This is a genomic window from Enterobacter sp. 01-M-02-SI-ECC (assembly GCF_047530595.1).
GTDB classification, from domain to species: Bacteria; Pseudomonadota; Gammaproteobacteria; order Enterobacterales; family Enterobacteriaceae; genus Enterobacter; species Enterobacter cloacae_M.
The window spans coordinates 337717-354195 of record NZ_JBLKCZ010000001.1 but is presented as its reverse complement, the minus strand read 5'-3'; the positions used below and the strand labels follow the sequence as shown (position 1 = coordinate 354195).

General features: G+C 60.2%; 18 protein-coding genes. 13 read left to right on the top strand and 5 right to left on the bottom strand.

Annotation, left to right across the window (positions count from 1 at the left end; translation table 11 throughout):
- Positions 1 to 129: 129 nt before the first annotated feature.
- Together putA and ACMWLG_RS01705 are read left to right on the top strand one after the other, a co-directional pair.
- On the top strand, positions 130 to 4092 hold the full coding sequence (gene putA, locus ACMWLG_RS01710; protein ID WP_045401802.1) for a trifunctional transcriptional regulator/proline dehydrogenase/L-glutamate gamma-semialdehyde dehydrogenase: 3963 nt from the start codon (positions 130 to 132) through the stop codon (positions 4090 to 4092).
- A 51-nt stretch (positions 4093 to 4143) separates the two neighbouring features.
- Positions 4144 to 4539, top strand: a complete 396-nt coding sequence (locus ACMWLG_RS01705; protein WP_045401798.1) for a lysozyme inhibitor LprI family protein — start codon at positions 4144 to 4146, stop codon at positions 4537 to 4539.
- Here the strand turns inward: ACMWLG_RS01705 and rutR are convergent.
- Positions 4536 to 5174, bottom strand: a complete 639-nt coding sequence (gene rutR, locus ACMWLG_RS01700; protein WP_023311087.1) for an HTH-type transcriptional regulator RutR — start codon at positions 5172 to 5174, stop codon at positions 4536 to 4538. The two genes, ACMWLG_RS01705 and rutR, sit on opposite strands and share 4 nt — an antisense overlap.
- 245 nt (positions 5175 to 5419) lie before the next feature.
- Here rutR and rutA point away from each other — a divergent pair, with 245 nt between their 5' ends.
- From rutA to rutG, 7 genes are read left to right on the top strand one after another with little or no spacing between them, the layout of a single operon-like run.
- Complete coding sequence (rutA, locus tag ACMWLG_RS01695) at positions 5420 to 6511, top strand: pyrimidine utilization protein A (protein ID WP_023617762.1); 1092 nt, start codon at positions 5420 to 5422, stop codon at positions 6509 to 6511.
- On the top strand, positions 6511 to 7200 hold the full coding sequence (gene rutB / locus ACMWLG_RS01690; RefSeq protein WP_045401795.1) for a pyrimidine utilization protein B: 690 nt from the start codon (positions 6511 to 6513) through the stop codon (positions 7198 to 7200). The genes rutA and rutB overlap by 1 nt, the downstream gene beginning before the upstream one ends.
- Before the next feature lie 11 nt (positions 7201 to 7211).
- Entirely contained in the window at positions 7212 to 7598 is a 387-nt protein-coding gene (gene rutC, locus ACMWLG_RS01685) for a pyrimidine utilization protein C (protein ID WP_045401792.1), read from the top strand.
- 7 nt (positions 7599 to 7605) lie between these two features.
- Entirely contained in the window at positions 7606 to 8406 is an 801-nt protein-coding gene (rutD, locus tag ACMWLG_RS01680; RefSeq protein WP_045401789.1) for a pyrimidine utilization protein D, read from the top strand.
- A gap of 9 nt (positions 8407 to 8415) precedes the next feature.
- On the top strand, positions 8416 to 9006 hold the full coding sequence (locus ACMWLG_RS01675; RefSeq protein WP_045401786.1) for a malonic semialdehyde reductase: 591 nt from the start codon (positions 8416 to 8418) through the stop codon (positions 9004 to 9006).
- A 9-nt stretch (positions 9007 to 9015) separates the two neighbouring features.
- Entirely contained in the window at positions 9016 to 9510 is a 495-nt protein-coding gene (rutF, locus tag ACMWLG_RS01670) for an NADH-dependent FMN reductase RutF (RefSeq protein WP_045401783.1), read from the top strand.
- Between the two features lie 21 nt (positions 9511 to 9531).
- Positions 9532 to 10854: a pyrimidine utilization transport protein G gene (rutG, locus tag ACMWLG_RS01665; RefSeq protein ID WP_023311081.1), complete on the top strand. Its 1323-nt coding sequence runs from the start codon at positions 9532 to 9534 to the stop codon at positions 10852 to 10854.
- On the opposite strand, the gene ACMWLG_RS01660 is transcribed toward rutG, so the two are convergent.
- Both ACMWLG_RS01660 and ACMWLG_RS01655 read right to left on the bottom strand, forming a co-directional pair.
- Positions 10842 to 11765 (bottom strand): DMT family transporter, encoded by a 924-nt coding sequence (locus ACMWLG_RS01660; protein ID WP_045401780.1) that lies wholly within the window; start codon positions 11763 to 11765, stop codon positions 10842 to 10844. The genes rutG and ACMWLG_RS01660 overlap by 13 nt on opposite strands.
- A 117-nt stretch (positions 11766 to 11882) precedes the next feature.
- On the bottom strand, positions 11883 to 12053 hold the full coding sequence (locus ACMWLG_RS01655) for a general stress protein (protein ID WP_023311077.1): 171 nt from the start codon (positions 12051 to 12053) through the stop codon (positions 11883 to 11885).
- 391 nt (positions 12054 to 12444) lie between these two features.
- On the opposite strand from ACMWLG_RS01655, the gene wrbA reads away from it, so the two are divergent.
- Both wrbA and ACMWLG_RS01645 read left to right on the top strand, forming a co-directional pair.
- On the top strand, positions 12445 to 13041 hold the full coding sequence (gene wrbA, locus ACMWLG_RS01650) for an NAD(P)H:quinone oxidoreductase (RefSeq protein ID WP_023311076.1): 597 nt from the start codon (positions 12445 to 12447) through the stop codon (positions 13039 to 13041).
- Between the two features lie 20 nt (positions 13042 to 13061).
- The gene (locus ACMWLG_RS01645; protein WP_008499832.1) at positions 13062 to 13289 is read left to right on the top strand and encodes a YccJ family protein; all 228 of its coding nucleotides are present in this window, start codon (positions 13062 to 13064) and stop codon (positions 13287 to 13289) included.
- 33 nt (positions 13290 to 13322) lie between these two features.
- On the opposite strand, the gene agp is transcribed toward ACMWLG_RS01645, so the two are convergent.
- A complete protein-coding gene (gene agp / locus ACMWLG_RS01640; protein WP_045401775.1) occupies positions 13323 to 14564 on the bottom strand; it encodes a bifunctional glucose-1-phosphatase/inositol phosphatase in 1242 nt (413 codons plus the stop codon).
- Positions 14565 to 14716: 152 nt separating this feature from the next.
- Between agp and ACMWLG_RS01635 the strand changes: the two genes are divergently transcribed.
- Positions 14717 to 15163 (top strand): winged helix-turn-helix transcriptional regulator, encoded by a 447-nt coding sequence (locus ACMWLG_RS01635; RefSeq protein ID WP_045401772.1) that lies wholly within the window; start codon positions 14717 to 14719, stop codon positions 15161 to 15163.
- 122 nt (positions 15164 to 15285) lie between these two features.
- Positions 15286 to 16080 (top strand): SDR family NAD(P)-dependent oxidoreductase, encoded by a 795-nt coding sequence (locus ACMWLG_RS01630; protein WP_023311073.1) that lies wholly within the window; start codon positions 15286 to 15288, stop codon positions 16078 to 16080.
- A gap of 1 nt (position 16081) precedes the next feature.
- On the opposite strand, the gene ACMWLG_RS01625 is transcribed toward ACMWLG_RS01630, so the two are convergent.
- A complete protein-coding gene (locus tag ACMWLG_RS01625; protein ID WP_033145157.1) occupies positions 16082 to 16441 on the bottom strand; it encodes a winged helix-turn-helix transcriptional regulator in 360 nt (119 codons plus the stop codon).
- Positions 16442 to 16479 lie beyond the last annotated feature (38 nt).

Below are 16479 nucleotides of genomic sequence, written 5' to 3'. Positions count from 1 at the left end.
TCGTTAACAATCCATTCATTTTCCGGGTTGCAAACCAGGTCACATTTAACACGGTTGCACAAAGTTGCAACATAGGGGATATTTCACGCTATCTACAGAACGCTATTACAGAACAACAGGAGCTTTGGCATGGGTATGACCACCATGGGGGTTAAGCTGGATGACGCAACCCGCGAACGGATTAAGACCGCAGCAACCCGCATTGACCGCACGCCGCACTGGTTAATCAAGCAGGCGATTTTTAACTATCTCGAAAGACTCGAGAGCGATGAGGGCCTGCCGGAACTGCCTGCCCTGCTGGCCGGCGCGGCGAATGAAAGCGAAGAAGCCCCGGCCGCTGGCGACGAGAACCATCAGCCGTTCCTTGAATTTGCCGAGCAGATCCTGCCGCAGTCCGTCAGCCGTGCCGCCATTACCGGCGCCTACCGCCGTGCCGAAACCGACGCCGTGCCGATGCTGCTGGAGCAGGCCCGCCTGCCGGAAGCCATTGCCGCACAGGCACACAGCCTGGCGTATCAGTTAGCCGACAAGCTGCGCAACCAGAAAACCGCCACCGGCCGCGCCGGGATGGTTCAGGGTCTGCTGCAGGAGTTTTCCCTCTCCTCTCAGGAAGGCGTGGCGCTGATGTGTCTGGCGGAAGCGCTGCTGCGTATTCCGGATAAAGCCACCCGCGACGCGCTGATCCGCGACAAGATCAGCAACGGCAACTGGCATTCCCATATTGGCCGTAGCCCGTCGCTGTTCGTCAACGCCGCCACCTGGGGCCTGCTGTTTACCGGCAAACTGGTCTCCACCCATAACGAAGCCAACCTCTCCCGCTCTCTGAACCGCATCATCGGCAAGAGCGGCGAGCCGCTGATCCGCAAAGGCGTGGACATGGCGATGCGCCTGATGGGCGAGCAGTTTGTCACCGGGGAAACCATTGCCGAAGCGCTGGCGAACGCCCGCAAGCTGGAAGATAAAGGTTTCCGCTACTCGTACGACATGCTGGGCGAAGCGGCCCTGACCGCCGCCGACGCGCAGGCCTACATGGTCTCTTACCAGCAGGCGATCCACGCCATCGGTAAAGCGTCCAACGGTCGCGGTATTTATGAAGGCCCGGGCATCTCTATCAAGCTCTCTGCCCTGCACCCGCGCTACAGCCGCGCGCAGTACGACCGTGTGATGGAAGAACTCTACCCGCGCCTGAAGTCCCTGACCCTGCTGGCGCGCCAGTATGATATCGGCATTAACATTGACGCCGAAGAGGCCGACCGTCTGGAGATCTCCCTCGATCTGCTGGAAAAACTGTGCTTCGAGCCGGAGCTGGCGGGATGGAACGGCATTGGCTTCGTTATCCAGGCCTACCAGAAGCGCTGCCCGTTCGTCATTGATTACCTGATTGACCTGGCCAGCCGCAGCCGCCGTCGCCTGATGATCCGTCTGGTGAAAGGCGCCTACTGGGACAGCGAAATCAAACGCGCCCAGATGGAAGGGCTGGAAGGCTATCCGGTCTATACCCGCAAGGTATACACCGACGTCTCTTACCTCGCCTGTGCGAAAAAGCTGCTCGGCGTGCCGAACCTGATCTATCCGCAGTTCGCTACCCACAACGCCCACACCCTGGCGGCGATCTACAGCCTGGCAGGGCAAAACTACTATCCAGGCCAGTACGAGTTCCAGTGCCTGCACGGCATGGGTGAACCGCTGTACGAGCAGGTCACCGGTAAAGTGGCGGACGGCAAGCTGAACCGCCCATGCCGAATCTATGCTCCGGTGGGAACGCACGAAACCCTGCTGGCGTACCTGGTGCGTCGTCTGCTGGAAAACGGCGCGAACACCTCCTTCGTTAACCGCATCGCCGACACCACCCTGCCGCTCGACGAGCTGGTGGCCGACCCGGTGCAGGCCGTTGAGAAGATGGCGGCACAGGAAGGCCAGGTTGGCCTGCCGCATCCGAAGATTGCCCTGCCGAGCGAGCTGTACGGCAAAGGCCGCGTCAACTCGGCGGGTCTGGATCTCGCCAACGAACACCGTCTGGCGTCCCTCTCCTCTGCCCTGCTCAACAGCGCGCTGCAGAAGTGGCAGGCCAAACCGATGCTGGAGCAGCCCGTTGCAGACGGCGAAATGCAGCCGGTGATCAACCCGGCCGAGCCGAAGGATATCGTCGGCTACGCGCGTGAAGCGACCGAAGCGGAAGTGGATCAGGCGCTGGACAGCGCCGTTAACAACGCCCCTATCTGGTTTGCCACGCCGCCGCAGGAGCGCGCCGCGATTCTGGAGCGTGCGGCGGTGTTGATGGAAGATCAGATGCAGTCGCTCATCGGCATTCTGGTGCGCGAGGCGGGTAAAACCTTCAGCAACGCGATTGCCGAAGTGCGCGAGGCCGTCGACTTCCTGCACTACTACGCCGGTCAGGTGCGCGATGATTTCGATAACGAAACCCACCGTCCGCTCGGCCCGGTAGTCTGTATCAGCCCGTGGAACTTCCCGCTGGCGATCTTCACCGGCCAGATTGCCGCCGCGCTGGCCGCAGGCAACAGCGTGCTGGCAAAACCGGCAGAGCAGACCCCGCTGATTGCCGCGCAGGGCATCAACATTCTTCTGGAAGCCGGCGTGCCGGCGGGCGTGGTTCAGCTGCTGCCGGGCCGTGGTGAAACGGTCGGTGCCAAACTGACCTCCGACAACCGCGTGCGCGGCGTGATGTTTACCGGTTCGACCGAAGTGGCGTCGCTGCTGCAGCGCAACATTGCCACCCGTCTGGATGCGCAGGGCCGTCCTACGCCGCTCATCGCGGAAACCGGCGGGATGAATGCCATGATCGTTGACTCCTCCGCGCTCACCGAGCAGGTGGTGGTCGACGTGCTGGCCTCCGCGTTCGACAGCGCCGGTCAGCGCTGCTCCGCCCTGCGCGTGCTGTGCCTGCAGGACGACGTGGCGGACCACACGCTGAAGATGCTGCGCGGCGCGATGGCGGAATGCCGCATGGGCAACCCGGGCCGTCTCACCACCGACATCGGGCCGGTGATCGACGCGGAGGCCAAAGCCAACATCGAAAACCACATTCAGACCATGCGCGCGAAAGGCCGTCCGGTGTTCCAGGCGGTGCGCGAGAACAGCGAAGATGCCCGCGAATGGCGGACCGGCACCTTTGTGCCGCCAACGCTGATTGAGCTGGCAAGCTTCGACGAGCTGAAAAAAGAGGTCTTCGGCCCGGTGCTGCACGTGGTGCGCTACAACCGTAACAACCTGAACGAGCTGGTTGAGCAGATCAACGCCTCCGGCTATGGCCTGACGCTCGGCGTGCATACCCGTATCGACGAGACTATCGCGCAGGTGACCGGCAGCGCCAAAGTGGGCAACCTGTACGTCAACCGCAACATGGTCGGCGCGGTCGTGGGCGTGCAGCCGTTCGGCGGCGAAGGCCTTTCCGGCACCGGTCCGAAAGCGGGCGGTCCGCTCTACCTGTACCGTCTGCTGGCGAACCGTCCGGAGAACGCCCTGGGCGTCACCCTGGCACGCCAGGATGCGGACTATCCGGTGGATGCGCAGCTGAAAACCGTGCTGACCCAGCCGCTGGAGGCGCTGATCGCCTGGGCGGAAAAACGCCCTGAACTGCGTGCCGTCGCGAAGCAGTACGGCGAGCTGGCGCAGGCGGGCACGCAGCGTCTGCTGCCGGGTCCAACCGGCGAGCGCAACACCTGGACGCTGATGCCGCGCGAGCGCGTGCTGTGCGTGGCCGATAACGAGCAGGACGCGCTGGTGCAGCTGGCCGCCGCCATGGCAACCGGCTGTGAAGTGCTGTGGCCGGAAGATGCCCTGCATCGCGATCTCGCCAAACAGCTGCCGAAGGCGGTCTCGGCCCGCATTCGCTTCGCGAAAGCCGATAACCTGCTAACCCAGCCGTTTGATGCGGTGATCTACCACGGTGATTCCGATCAGCTGCGTGAACTCTGCGAGCAGGTGGCGGCCCGCAGCGGTGCCATCGTTTCCGTGCAGGGCTTTGCGCGCGGGGAAACCAACCTGCTGCTGGAGCGTCTGTACGTGGAGCGCTCGCTCAGCGTCAACACGGCGGCAGCAGGCGGTAACGCCAGCCTGATGACAATAGGCTAACGCTGTGCTAATAAGGCTCCGGAGACGGAGCCTTATTTTATTGGGGAGTATATGAAACGATATCTTATCGCCAGTGCGGCACTGCTGCTGAGCGCCAGCGCGCTGGCCGACGAGTGCGACAACGCGACCACCCAGCTTGAACTGAATACCTGTAGCGCGCAGCAGTACCAGGCTGCCGATAAAAAACTCAACCAGACGTATCAGGCCGCCGTTAAGCGCGCTGCTGCACCCCAGCGCGACCTGCTGAAAAAAGCGCAGCAGGCGTGGATTACCCTGCGCGATGCGGACTGCGCTTTTATCGGTTCGGGGACAGAAGGCGGGAGCGTCCAGCCAATGATTGTTAACCAGTGCCTGGCGGAAAAAACCGTGGAGCGCGAAGCGTTTCTGGCCTCGCTGATGCAGTGTGAAGAGGGCGACTTAAGCTGCCCTCTCCCGCCGGGAAACTAGCGCAGGCGGATCCCTTCGATAATCATCCGCTGCACGTTTTCCAGGGTGCTGTGGAAAAACGCCTCGTCCTGGAGCGTTTTACCGGTCACCGCCTCAACCTGGGCCGCAAAGTCAGCGTAATGCTGGGTGGAGGCCCAAATCATAAAGATCAGATGATGCGGGTCGACCGGGGCCAGCTTTCCGCTGGCGACCCATCCGGCAATAATGGCCGACTTATCGTCCACCAGCTGTTTTAAATCTCCGGTTAATTCCGCCTGCAGCAGCGGCGCGCCCTGCAGCATCTCAAGACAAAACAGTCGCGACGCCTGCGGGTAATCGCGCGACACCTCCAGCTTCAGGCGAATATACTCTTTGATCGCCACCAGCGGGGCCAGCTCTGCGCGGAACGCTTTGAGGGGCGCCAGCCAGATATCGAGGATCTGCTGCATCACCGCCACATAGAGCGCCTCTTTCGACGGGTAATAGTAAAGCAGATTGGTTTTGGATACGCCGGACTGCTCCGCCACCTGCTCCAGGCGCGTGCCGTGAATACCAAACTGCGAAAAAGTCTCCAGCGCCGCGCTGAGGATTGCCTGCTTCTTGGCGCTCACCGCCTGCGAACGTTTACCTGGTGTTTTCACTGCGCCTTGTGTCATTCCCGCTCTCCTTATTCTGCGTTGCCCTCAGCATAGCAAAACCCCCGTCTCCCCACGACACCCTGCACTCCGATCGCGCATGAATGCCTGTTTTCTGTGCAATGTTTTTGACCAGTTAGTCCACATTTGGCCGCATCAATCCACCAACTTCTAATTAACACATTAATAACACAGCCATTTTCAAAACTGGCACTGCCTTTGCAAAAACACCGTTACACCTGCGACGTAATGAAGAGAGGTTCGTGATGAAAATTGGCGTATTTGTACCCATCGGCAACAACGGCTGGCTTATCTCGACCACTGCACCGCAATACATGCCGACCTTTGAGCTCAATAAAGCTATCGTGCAGAAAGCGGAACACTACCATTTCGACTTTGCGCTTTCGATGATCAAGCTGCGCGGCTTTGGCGGCAAAACCGAATTCTGGGACCACAACCTGGAGTCCTTTACCCTGATGGCCGGGCTGGCCGCGGTCACCTCGCGGATCCAAATCTACGCCACCGCCGCCACCCTCACCCTGCCCCCGGCAATCGTCGCGCGCATGGCCTCCACCATCGACTCGATCTCCGGCGGGCGCTTTGGCGTCAACCTGGTCACCGGCTGGCAAAAACCGGAGTACGAGCAGATGGGGCTCTGGCCGGGTGACGACTACTTCTCGCGTCGCTACGACTACCTGACCGAATACGTGCAGGTGCTGCGCGACCTGTGGGGGACCGGCAAAAGCGATTTCAAGGGCGATTTCTTCACCATGAACGACTGCCGCGTCAGCCCGCAGCCGTCGGTGCCGATGAAGGTGATTTGCGCCGGACAAAGCGACGCGGGGATGGAATTTTCCGCCAAATACGCCGACTTCAACTTCTGCTTCGGTAAAGGGGTGAATACGCCTGCCGCCTTCGCCCCGACCGCCGCGCGGATGAAAGAGGCCGCCGATAAAACCGGGCGCGACGTGGGCTCCTACGTGCTGTTTATGGTCATTGCCGACGAAACCGACGACGCCGCGCGCGCCAAATGGGAGCGCTATAAGGATGGTGCCGACGAGGAGGCCCTGAGCTGGCTGACCGAGCAGAGCCAGAAGGATACCCGCTCCGGGGCAGATACCAACGTTCGCCAGATGGCCGATCCGACCTCCGCCGTCAATATCAACATGGGCACCCTGGTCGGCTCGTACGCCAGCGTCGCCAGAATGCTGGACGAAGTGGCGGCCGTGCCCGGTGCGGAAGGCGTTCTGCTGACCTTCGACGATTTCCTCACCGGCGTGGAGACCTTCGGCGAACGCATCCAGCCGCTGATGCAGTGCCGCGCCCACATCCCCGCCGTCACGAAGGAGGTGGCGTAATGACGACCCTTAACGCACGCCCGGAAGCTATTACCTTCGCGCCCCAGCAGAGCGCGCTGATCGTGGTGGACATGCAAAACGCCTACGCCAGCCAGGGCGGCTATCTGGATCTGGCGGGGTTCGACGTCTCCGCCACCCGGCCGGTGATTGAGAACATTAAAACCGCCGTCGCCGCCGCGCGCGCCGCGGGCATGCTCATCATCTGGTTCCAGAACGGCTGGGATGACCAGTACGTCGAGGCCGGCGGCCCCGGCTCGCCCAACTTCCACAAGTCGAACGCTCTGAAAACCATGCGTAAACGGCCCGAACTGCAGGGCAAGCTGCTGGCGAAAGGCGGCTGGGACTATCAGCTGGTGGATGAACTGGTACCGCAGGCGGGCGATATTGTCCTGCCCAAACCGCGCTACAGCGGCTTTTTCAACACGCCGCTCGATAGCCTGCTGCGCAGCCGGGGCATTCGCCATCTGATATTCACCGGGATCGCCACCAACGTCTGCGTGGAGTCGACCCTGCGCGACGGCTTTTTCCTCGAGTATTTTGGCGTGGTGCTGGAAGACGCGACCCACCAGGCCGGGCCGGAATTCGCCCAGAAGGCGGCCCTGTTCAATATCGAAACCTTTTTTGGCTGGGTCAGTAACGTCAATGATTTCTGCGACGCCCTGAATCCCCCGCTTGCCCGTATCGCCTGAGGAGACACCTGATGCCAAAATCCGTGATTATTCCGCCGGGCACCAGTACGCCGATTGCCCCGTTTGTTCCCGGCACCCTTGCCGACGGCGTGGTGTATGTCTCCGGCACGCTGCCGTTTGATAAAGACAACAACGTGGTGTTTATCAACGACCCAAAGGCGCAAACCCGCCACGTGCTGGAGACGATCAAAAACGTGATCGAAACAGCGGGTGGCACCATGGAGGATGTGACCTTCAACAGCATCTTTATCACCGACTGGAAAAACTACGCCGCGATTAACGAGATTTACGCCGAGTTCTTCCCCGGCGATAAACCGGCGCGGTTCTGCATTCAGTGCGGGCTGGTGAAGCCAGAGGCGCTGGTTGAAATCGCCACCGTTGCGCACATCGCGAAGTGAGGCAGGTATGAAACTTTCCGTCTCGCCGCCCCCGTATGAAGGCGCGCCCGTGGTGGTCTTTATTTCCGGTCTCGGCGGCAGCGGCAGCTACTGGCTGCCCCAGCTGGCCGCGCTGGAGCCGGAGTATCAGGTGGTGTGCTATGACCAGCTCGGAACGGGCAATAACCCCGCCACCCTGCCGGAAGACTACAGCCTTGCGCAGATGGCGGACGAGCTGGCCCGGGCGCTGGCGGATGCCGGGATTGAACGCTACAGCGTCGTGGGGCACGCGCTGGGGGCGCTGGTCGGCCTGCAGCTGGCCCTCGACGGGCCCGACGTTCTCGCCGCGCTGGTGTGCGTTAACGGCTGGTTGACCCTCAACGCCCACACCCGGCGCTGCTTTCAGGTCCGCGAGCGCCTGCTGCATTACGGCGGCGCACAGGCGTGGGTCGAGGCGCAGCCGCTGTTTCTCTATCCGGCGGACTGGATGGCCGCCCGCGCCCCCCGTCTTGAGGCCGAAGAAGCGCTGGCGCTGGCCCATTTCCAGGGCAAAACTAACCTGCTGCACAGGCTTAGCGCCCTGAAAAAGGCCGACTTCAGCCGCCATGCGGCGCGCATTCGCTGCCCGGTACAGATCATCTGCTCCGCCGACGACATGCTGGTGCCCGCGGTTTGCTCGTCTGAACTGCAGGCGGCGATCCCGCACAGCCACAGCGCGGTGATGCGCCAGGGCGGGCATGCCTGCAACGTCACCGAGCCGGATACCTTCAACACCCTGCTGCTGAACGGGCTTGCCAGCCTGCTGCACAGCCCGGAACCCGCTTTATAAGGAGCTTTAATGAGCGAAGCCATTACCCCCGCCGCGCTGGAAACGCTGTTCACCGGCGCCCGCACCCATAACGGCTGGCAGAATATGCCCGTCAGCGACGAAACGCTGCGCGAAATCTACAACCTGATGAAATGGGGGCCAACGTCCGCCAACTGCTCCCCGGCGCGCATTGTGTTTGTGCGAAGCGCGGAGGGAAAAGAGAAGCTGCGCCCGGCGCTCTCCAGCGGCAACCTCGAGAAAACGCTCACCGCCCCGGTCACGGCGATTGTCGCCTGGGACGGTGAATTCTACGAGCGCCTGCCCGAGCTGTTCCCGCACGGCGATGCAAAGAGCTGGTTTACCGCAAGCCCCGCGCTGGCGGAAGAGACCGCCTTTCGCAACAGCTCGCTGCAGGCTGCCTACCTGATCTTCGCCTGTCGCGCGCTGGGGCTGGACACCGGTCCGATGTCGGGCTTTGACCGTCAAAAGGTCGACGAAGCCTTTTTCACCGGCACGACGCTTAAAAGCAATCTGCTGATCAATATTGGCTACGGCGACACGAACAAACTGTACGGGCGTCTGCCGCGCCTGGACTTCGAGGATGCCTGCGGGCTGGCGTAAGGAGCGATGATGACAACACCGGATAAACAAACCTTTCGCGACGCCATGGCCTGCGTTGGCGCGGCGGTCAATATCATCACCACCGACGGCCCGGCGGGGATGGCAGGCTTCACCGCCAGCGCGGTGTGCAGCGTAACGGATTCACCGCCCACCCTGCTGGTGTGCCTGAACCGCGGCGCGTCCGTCTGGCCAACGTTTAGCGAAAACCGCACCCTTTGCGTGAATACCCTGAGCGCCGGACAGGAGCCTTTATCTAACCTGTTTGGCGGAAAAACGCCGATGGCGGAACGCTTTGCCGCCGCCCGCTGGCAGACGGGCGACACGGGCTGTCCGCGCCTGGAAGATGCGCTGGCCTCGTTTGACTGCCGCATCAGCCAGGTAGTGAGCGTCGGCACCCACGACATTCTGTTTTGCGACATTATTTCGATTATTCGCCACTCCGCGCCGCAAGGGCTGGTGTGGTTTGACCGCGGCTACCACGCGCTTATGCGACCCGCCTGTTAACCCGCCTTAAGGAGACAGACCATGTTCGGATTTCCCCACTGGCAGTTGAAATCGACCTCCACAGAAGCAGGCGTGGTCGCGCCGGATGAACGTCTCCCTCTCGGGCAGACGATGGTGATGGGCGTCCAGCACGCGGTCGCCATGTTTGGCGCCACGGTGCTGATGCCGATGCTGATGGGACTCGATCCCAACCTGTCTATTCTGATGTCGGGTATCGGTACCCTGCTGTTCTTTTTCGTCACCGGCGGGCGCGTGCCCAGCTATCTCGGCTCCAGCGCCGCCTTTGTGGGCGTCGTCATCGCCACCACCGGGTTTAACGGCCAGGGGATCAACCCCAACCTGAGCGTGGCCCTCGGCGGCATCATCGCCTGTGGTCTGGTCTACACCCTGATTGGTCTGGTGGTGATGAAAATCGGCACGCGCTGGATCGAGCGAATGATGCCTCCCGTCGTGACGGGCGCCGTGGTGATGGCGATAGGCCTCAACCTCGCGCCAATTGCGGTCAGGAGCGTCTCCGCCTCGCCGTTTGAAAGCTGGATGGCGGTGATCACGGTGCTGTGCATCGGCCTGGTGGCGGTGTTCACGCGCGGCATGATTCAGCGGCTGCTGATTCTGGTCGGACTCATCGTGGCTTGCCTGGTCTACGCCCTGCTGGCCAACGTTTTCGGCCTGGGCAAGCCGGTTGACTTTACGCTGCTCCACCAGGCCGCCTGGTTCGGCCTGCCTAAGGTGACCTCGCCCACCTTTAACACCCAGGCGATGATGCTTATCGCACCGGTGGCGGTGATCCTGGTGGCGGAGAACTTAGGCCACCTGAAAGCGGTTGCGGGAATGACCGGGCGCAGCATGGACCCGTACATGGGCCGCGCGTTCGTCGGTGACGGGCTGGCAACTATGCTTTCGGGCTCTGTCGGCGGCAGCGGCGTCACCACCTATGCTGAAAACATCGGCGTGATGGCGGTGACCAAGGTCTACTCGACGCTGGTCTTCGTGGCGGCGGCGGTGATGGCGATGCTGCTCGGATTTTCGCCGAAATTCGGCGCGCTGATCCACACTATTCCGTCACCGGTCATCGGCGGAGCCTCAATCGTGGTGTTTGGGCTGATCGCCGTAGCCGGCGCGCGTATCTGGGTGCAGCATCGGGTCGATCTCAGCCAGAACGGCAACCTGATTATGGTGGCGGTCACGCTGGTGCTGGGCGCGGGCGATTTTGCCCTGACGCTGGGCGGGTTCACGATTGGTGGGATTGGCACGGCGACCTTCGGCGCGATCCTGCTTAACGCCCTGCTGAGCCGCCGGATGGCCGCCGCGCCGCAGGGCGCCGTAGTGCATCAGGATTCCTGATTTAACGCCGCGCTGTCATTTTCTGGCAGCGCGTTTTTCTTCCGTTTGAGCTTTAACTCGCTCACCAGCACCCCGGCGACAATAAATGCCGCGCCCACCAGCGCCAGAAGCGGCAAGCGCTCGCCTGCAATGCGTCCGAAAATCCCCGCCCAGACCGGTTCGCCGGTATAAATCACCGTCGCGCGGGTTGGCGATACGCTGCGCTGCGCCCAGTTCATAGTGACCTGAATAATGGCGCTGAAGATACCCAGCCCCAGTGCGACCACCACCAGGCCGGTGGACATCGGCGGCACGGATTCCCCTGCCGGAACCATCGTCGCAAACGCCACCAGCGACGCCGTGGCGAGCTGCACCACCGTCACCCGTTTGACGTCGACCTTGCCCGCCCAGGCGCTAATCAGAATAATTTCCGCCGCAATGGCAATAGCCCCAATCAGGGTGATGATTTCGCCCGGCCCCAGCGCAAGCAGGTTGTTTTCCGGCCCGGCCAGTAAGATCAGGCCGATAAACGCCAGCACGATGCCAATACAGGACATTAGCCCCGGCAGCCGCCCCAGGCACAGCCACTGCAGTAGCGGCACCAGCGGCACATACATGGCGGTGATAAACGCGGATTTACTGCTGGAGATGGTCTGCAATCCCCACGTCTGCAGGCTGTAGCCCATCGCTATCGCCATCCCGATCGCCACGCCGGCCTTAAGTTCTTTCAGCGTCAGTCCCCGCAGCGTTTTAAGCGAAATTAGCCCCACGGCAAGTGCCGCCGTCGCAAAGCGCAGGCCAACAAAAAAGAACGGATCGCTGAGGGTCACCGCGTACTGAACGGCCAGAAACGTCCCGCCCCAGAACATGGTGATGAGAATGAGGATGGCTTCCTGCGGTTTAACGGAGAATTTGAAGCGTGAGACAGACATGCGGCACTCGCGGTTAAGATCAATTCTCTAGTGTGCGTTGCCTTTGGTTACAGTTCAATGTTGCAGAAATAAAAAAACCGCCGGGAGATCCCGGCGGCAGGGGTTCAACCCGGCGTGTTACTTACTGCTGCCGTGGCTGTTTTTACCCCCTTTCTTGCCAGCTTCAGATGCGCGTTGCGGGTCATTCTTGAAGTTGCCCCCGCTATGCTGGCCACCTTTACGGCCTGCTTCTGATGCTCTTTCACGGTCTTCTGCGAAATTACCTGAACCACCACGATGGTTTGCCATCTCTAACCTCCAGAATGTGAAACATTAGACATCATATCGCATTCAGTAAAAGAGGATTCTTTCACCTCGCGACACAAGGACAGAGCCTTTATCTGTGCCGCGTGAAACTAAGCTTAGTGGAATGCCGCTATCCGGCAAGCCGCAGGTAATATTCTGCAACATGAACTCAGCCTTTCGGGTGAGATGACGCGACGGCGATTCATAAACCTTTCTTATCATTTCAAAAATCCGCCGCCAAAAAGTTGTTTCATTTTGCTACAAAGACTTTTTGTAACCATATTGTTATAAATCAAAGAAATGGCGTTCATTTTTGCAGTCTGGCCGTGATGACATATCTTTAAATGAGCGCAGCGATCCGCTGTCAGAAAAAACAAACGAGGAGTGATGCAAAATGGCAAAAGTTCTGGTGCTCTATTATTCCATGTATGGACACATTGAAACCATGGCTCACGCGGTAGCAGAAGGTGCGAACAGGGTTGATGGCGTTGAGGTTGTGGTGAAACGCGTACCGGAAACCATGCAGGCGGAAGCCTTCCTGAAAGCCGGGGGGAAAACGCAAAACGCCCCGGTCGCCACCCCGCAGGAGCTGGCGGACTATGATGCCATTATCTTCGGCACACCGACCCGCTTCGGCAATATGTCAGGCCAGATGCGCACCTTCCTCGATCAAACCGGCGGACTTTGGGCATCCGGCGCGCTCTACGGGAAACTCGCCAGCGTATTCAGCTCAACCGGCACCGGCGGCGGTCAGGAGCAGACGATTACCTCAACCTGGACTACCCTTGCTCATCACGGGATGGTGATTGTGCCGATTGGCTACGGCGCCCAGGAGCTGTTTGACATTTCCCAGGTGCGTGGCGGTACGCCGTACGGCGCAACCACCATTGCCGGTGGGGATGGCTCACGTCAGCCAAGCAATGAAGAACTGTCTATCGCCCGCTATCAGGGTGAATACGTCGCGGGTCTGGCCAAAAAACTGAACGGCTAACACCCAACAGGAGGACAAGCATGCCAACTCAAGAATCCAAAGCTCACCACGTGGGCGAATGGGCAAGTTTACGCAACACCTCTCCGGAGATTGCCGAAGCTATCTTTGAAGTCGCGAAATACGATGAAAAGCTGGCCGAGCAGATTTGGGAGGAAGGTAACGATGAGGTGCTGGTGCGCGCCTTCGAAAAAACGGATAAAGACTCGCTCTTCTGGGGCGAGCAAACCATCGAACGTAAAAACGTCTAAGCGTTTCCCCCCGCCGTAGCGGGGGGTTCTCTCTTACTTCGCCGCGTTATTCATCACCGCATTGAATTTATCAACAGGACAGAAGCCGTTCGCATCCACCGGGCAGCCCTTCAGCTCCAGCGTCACGCGCTGCGCGGGGGACTTCAGCGACAGCACGCTGGCGTTACGCAGCTGCTCTGAACTCTGGTAGACATACTCAATTTTCATCAGCTCCTGATTGGCGTTTTTGTCATGCCAGCGCTGGAAGACAATCTTGCCGCCAATCGGGGTGCGCTCCTGCTGGTCGTGCAGCTGATAGGGTTTGAAATCCAGGGCGGTGAGCAGGGAAGCAATGTTCGAATCATGCCCCACCAGCAGGGTGATCTTAGGCGCTTTCGCCTGCTCGGTGACCAGCGTTTTATCAATATACTTCACCAGAGGTTTCGCCACGTTTTGCGCCACCTCGGTAGAGGTAAACAGCGAGTCCTGATAGCCGTTCTTCAGCTTAGACAGCACGCGCCACTGCTGGTCGGTTTTGATTTCGCCCCAGGCCACCTGGTCGGCCGGGAAGCCTTCGTAATACTGCAGCGTGAACGCATCCACCAGCGAGTTGCCCACCTTCAGCGGCCCGGATACGCCAGGCTCTTTTTCATAGTCGGCGCTAAAGGTATCTTTCGCGTCCGCCAGCGAGCAGACCTTTTTCTCTTTGCAGGACGGAGAATCGGCGTAGTTCGTCATTTGCTCCAGCAGCTTATAGCTTTCGGTAAGCTGCATTTTCTGCCGCTCGGACTCCATCGCCTTGAGCGCTTTTTCGCGGAATTCCGGCGAGTTATCGGTAATCACCGGATTAAAGGTGGGATCCATGGTGCCCATTTTGTCCTGATGGTGCACGGGAACGTCGCAGCCCGGGAACGCGCCGGTGATGAAGAACTGCGCGGTGGCGACGGTACGCTGCAGGCTGTTGGCGTAAGCATAAACGCTATCCGCCGCCGGGCATTCTCCCGTCTTCACCATCCCCTGCTGCGCCAGCCACTCGCGCATGTAATGGCCCATATAGACTTCCAGCACGCCGCCCTTGGTGGTGAGCTGACCGCCCGGCACCTCCCACTCCGGCCACTGCTTCGGCGTGGACTGCTCCAGCACGCTGCCGTTATTGGCGAGCGGCGCGCGCAGGTTGTGACGACTCATGATTAAAACTTGCTCCAGCTGATACCCTTCCGGCGTCTCTTGCGCCTGCACGCCAAACGTTGCTGAAATGGAACCGGCGACTGCCAGCGCGAGTAGTGCTTTTCTCATCCCTAATTCCTCACTCGTTTTAAAATGTCGCCTTCAGTGTGACAGATTGGTGACAATTTTCCGGGAAGCATTTCTCAAACTGATGATTAACGTGCTTACTGTGTGCACCAATAAGTTTTATAATAAAACCACACCCCACCGGAGAATTGACCGTGAAACGTACCCGCCTCGAAGAAAGCACCTGCCCCGTCGCCCGTTCGCTGGATATCATCGGCGACTGGTGGTCGCTGCTGATCGTGCGCGACGCGCTGCGCGGAATTAAACGCTTCGGCGAGTTCCAGAAAAGCCTTGGTATCGCCAAAAACATGCTGACCACGCGGCTAAAACTGCTGGTCGACGAAGGCATCCTCCGGCTTCAGCCCGCGTCCGACGGCAGCGCCTGGCAGGAGTATGTCCTGACCGAGAAGGGGCGCGCCCTGCAAACGGTGCTGGTTGCCCTCTCCCAGTGGGGGAATGAATTTTTGTTTGCTGAAAACGAATGCGGCACCGTTCTGGTCGATACCGAACAGCGCAAACCCCTGCGTAAACTGGCGCTTATCGCCGACGATGGCCGCGAACTGACGCCTGAAGAGATCGTGGCGAAACTCCCCTCCTGCTAGTTCCCGACGGCAAAAGCACAAAATGCTCGCAAATATGGTTGCATTATAAAACCAAATAGCAGAGAGTTTATTCAGTTTCATCTTGAAACCAAATAACCCACTTTGCCTTGAGGTAACACACGATGACTACGCAAATCACCACCGCCCTGATTACGGGCGCCTCTTCCGGAATTGGTGCCGTTTATGCCGATCGCCTTGCCGCGCGCGGCGCTAACCTGGTACTGGTCGCCCGTCGCGAAGATCGCCTGAAAACCCTTGCCGCCGACCTTCGCGCGCGCTACGGCGTGGCCGTCGATATTCTGGTGGCCGATCTTACCGATGAACAGGGGATCCGCGCCGTGGAAGAGGAGCTGCGCAGCAATACCGCCATTGATACGCTCATTAACAACGCGGGCACCGCCCAGATGGCGCCGTTCCTCGCAGGCGATGTGGCGCAGCATCAGGCCATTAACACCCTGAACACCACGGCGCTGATGCGTCTGACCTACGCCATCCTGCCGCGCCTGGCGCAGAACAATCGCGGCACGCTGATCAATATCGCCTCGGTGTTAGCGCTGCACGTCCGCGCCGGTAGCGCGCTCTACAGCGCCACCAAGGCGTGGGTGTTGAGCTTTACCCGTGGGTTACAGGAAGAATTTGCCGACAGCAGCGTGCGCATTCAGGCTGTGCTGCCCGCCGCCACGGCGACGGAAATCTGGAGCCATTCGGGCGTCACGGTGAACGATCTGCCGGAAGGATCGGTGATGACCACCGACGATATGGTGGATGCATCGCTGGCGGGTCTGGATCAGGGTGAACCGATCACCATCCCGCCGATGCATGATGCCGGCCTGTGGGATCGCTACGAAGCGGCGCGTCTTGAGCTGTTCAACAGCGCGCGCACCGGCATTCCGGCACCGCGCTACGCAAAACAGTAGCCTAACGCTCAAGCTGGTCGCCGTACTCGCTCATCCAGGCGGCTAGCGGGGAGAGTGCGTCCTGCAGGGTTAACCCCAGCGCGGTGATTTGATACTCCACGCGCGGGGGGATCTCCGGGTAGACCGTCCGCGTCACCAGCCCGCGCTGCTCAAACAGGCGCAGCTGCTTCGTCAGCTCTTTCTGCGTGATGGGGGCAGCGGCCCGCAGCAGATCGCCAAAGCGTACGGGCGTGTTAAAGACAATCAGGCGGTAGAGAATGGGGATCGCCCATTTACCGGAAATCAGGTTAACAAACTGCGTCATCGGGCAGGTATACGCCTCAGTTTTTTTTTCGCAGCACACCTCCAGCATTTCTGCCATAGCACACCTCTTGCCTCTTTAGTATCCATTTGGTACCT

Coding starts and splice junctions, on each gene's coding strand:
- putA (WP_045401802.1), top strand. CDS start 130: ATGGGTATGACCACCATGGGGGTTAAGCTGGATGACGCAACCCGCGAA.
- ACMWLG_RS01705 (WP_045401798.1), top strand. CDS start 4,144: ATGAAACGATATCTTATCGCCAGTGCGGCACTGCTGCTGAGCGCCAGC.
- rutR (WP_023311087.1), bottom strand. CDS start 5,174: ATGACACAAGGCGCAGTGAAAACACCAGGTAAACGTTCGCAGGCGGTG.
- rutA (WP_023617762.1), top strand. CDS start 5,420: ATGAAAATTGGCGTATTTGTACCCATCGGCAACAACGGCTGGCTTATC.
- rutB (WP_045401795.1), top strand. CDS start 6,511: ATGACGACCCTTAACGCACGCCCGGAAGCTATTACCTTCGCGCCCCAG.
- rutC (WP_045401792.1), top strand. CDS start 7,212: ATGCCAAAATCCGTGATTATTCCGCCGGGCACCAGTACGCCGATTGCC.
- rutD (WP_045401789.1), top strand. CDS start 7,606: ATGAAACTTTCCGTCTCGCCGCCCCCGTATGAAGGCGCGCCCGTGGTG.
- ACMWLG_RS01675 (WP_045401786.1), top strand. CDS start 8,416: ATGAGCGAAGCCATTACCCCCGCCGCGCTGGAAACGCTGTTCACCGGC.
- rutF (WP_045401783.1), top strand. CDS start 9,016: ATGACAACACCGGATAAACAAACCTTTCGCGACGCCATGGCCTGCGTT.
- rutG (WP_023311081.1), top strand. CDS start 9,532: ATGTTCGGATTTCCCCACTGGCAGTTGAAATCGACCTCCACAGAAGCA.
- ACMWLG_RS01660 (WP_045401780.1), bottom strand. CDS start 11,765: ATGTCTGTCTCACGCTTCAAATTCTCCGTTAAACCGCAGGAAGCCATC.
- ACMWLG_RS01655 (WP_023311077.1), bottom strand. CDS start 12,053: ATGGCAAACCATCGTGGTGGTTCAGGTAATTTCGCAGAAGACCGTGAA.
- wrbA (WP_023311076.1), top strand. CDS start 12,445: ATGGCAAAAGTTCTGGTGCTCTATTATTCCATGTATGGACACATTGAA.
- ACMWLG_RS01645 (WP_008499832.1), top strand. CDS start 13,062: ATGCCAACTCAAGAATCCAAAGCTCACCACGTGGGCGAATGGGCAAGT.
- agp (WP_045401775.1), bottom strand. CDS start 14,564: ATGAGAAAAGCACTACTCGCGCTGGCAGTCGCCGGTTCCATTTCAGCA.
- ACMWLG_RS01630 (WP_023311073.1), top strand. CDS start 15,286: ATGACTACGCAAATCACCACCGCCCTGATTACGGGCGCCTCTTCCGGA.
- ACMWLG_RS01625 (WP_033145157.1), bottom strand. CDS start 16,441: ATGGCAGAAATGCTGGAGGTGTGCTGCGAAAAAAAAACTGAGGCGTAT.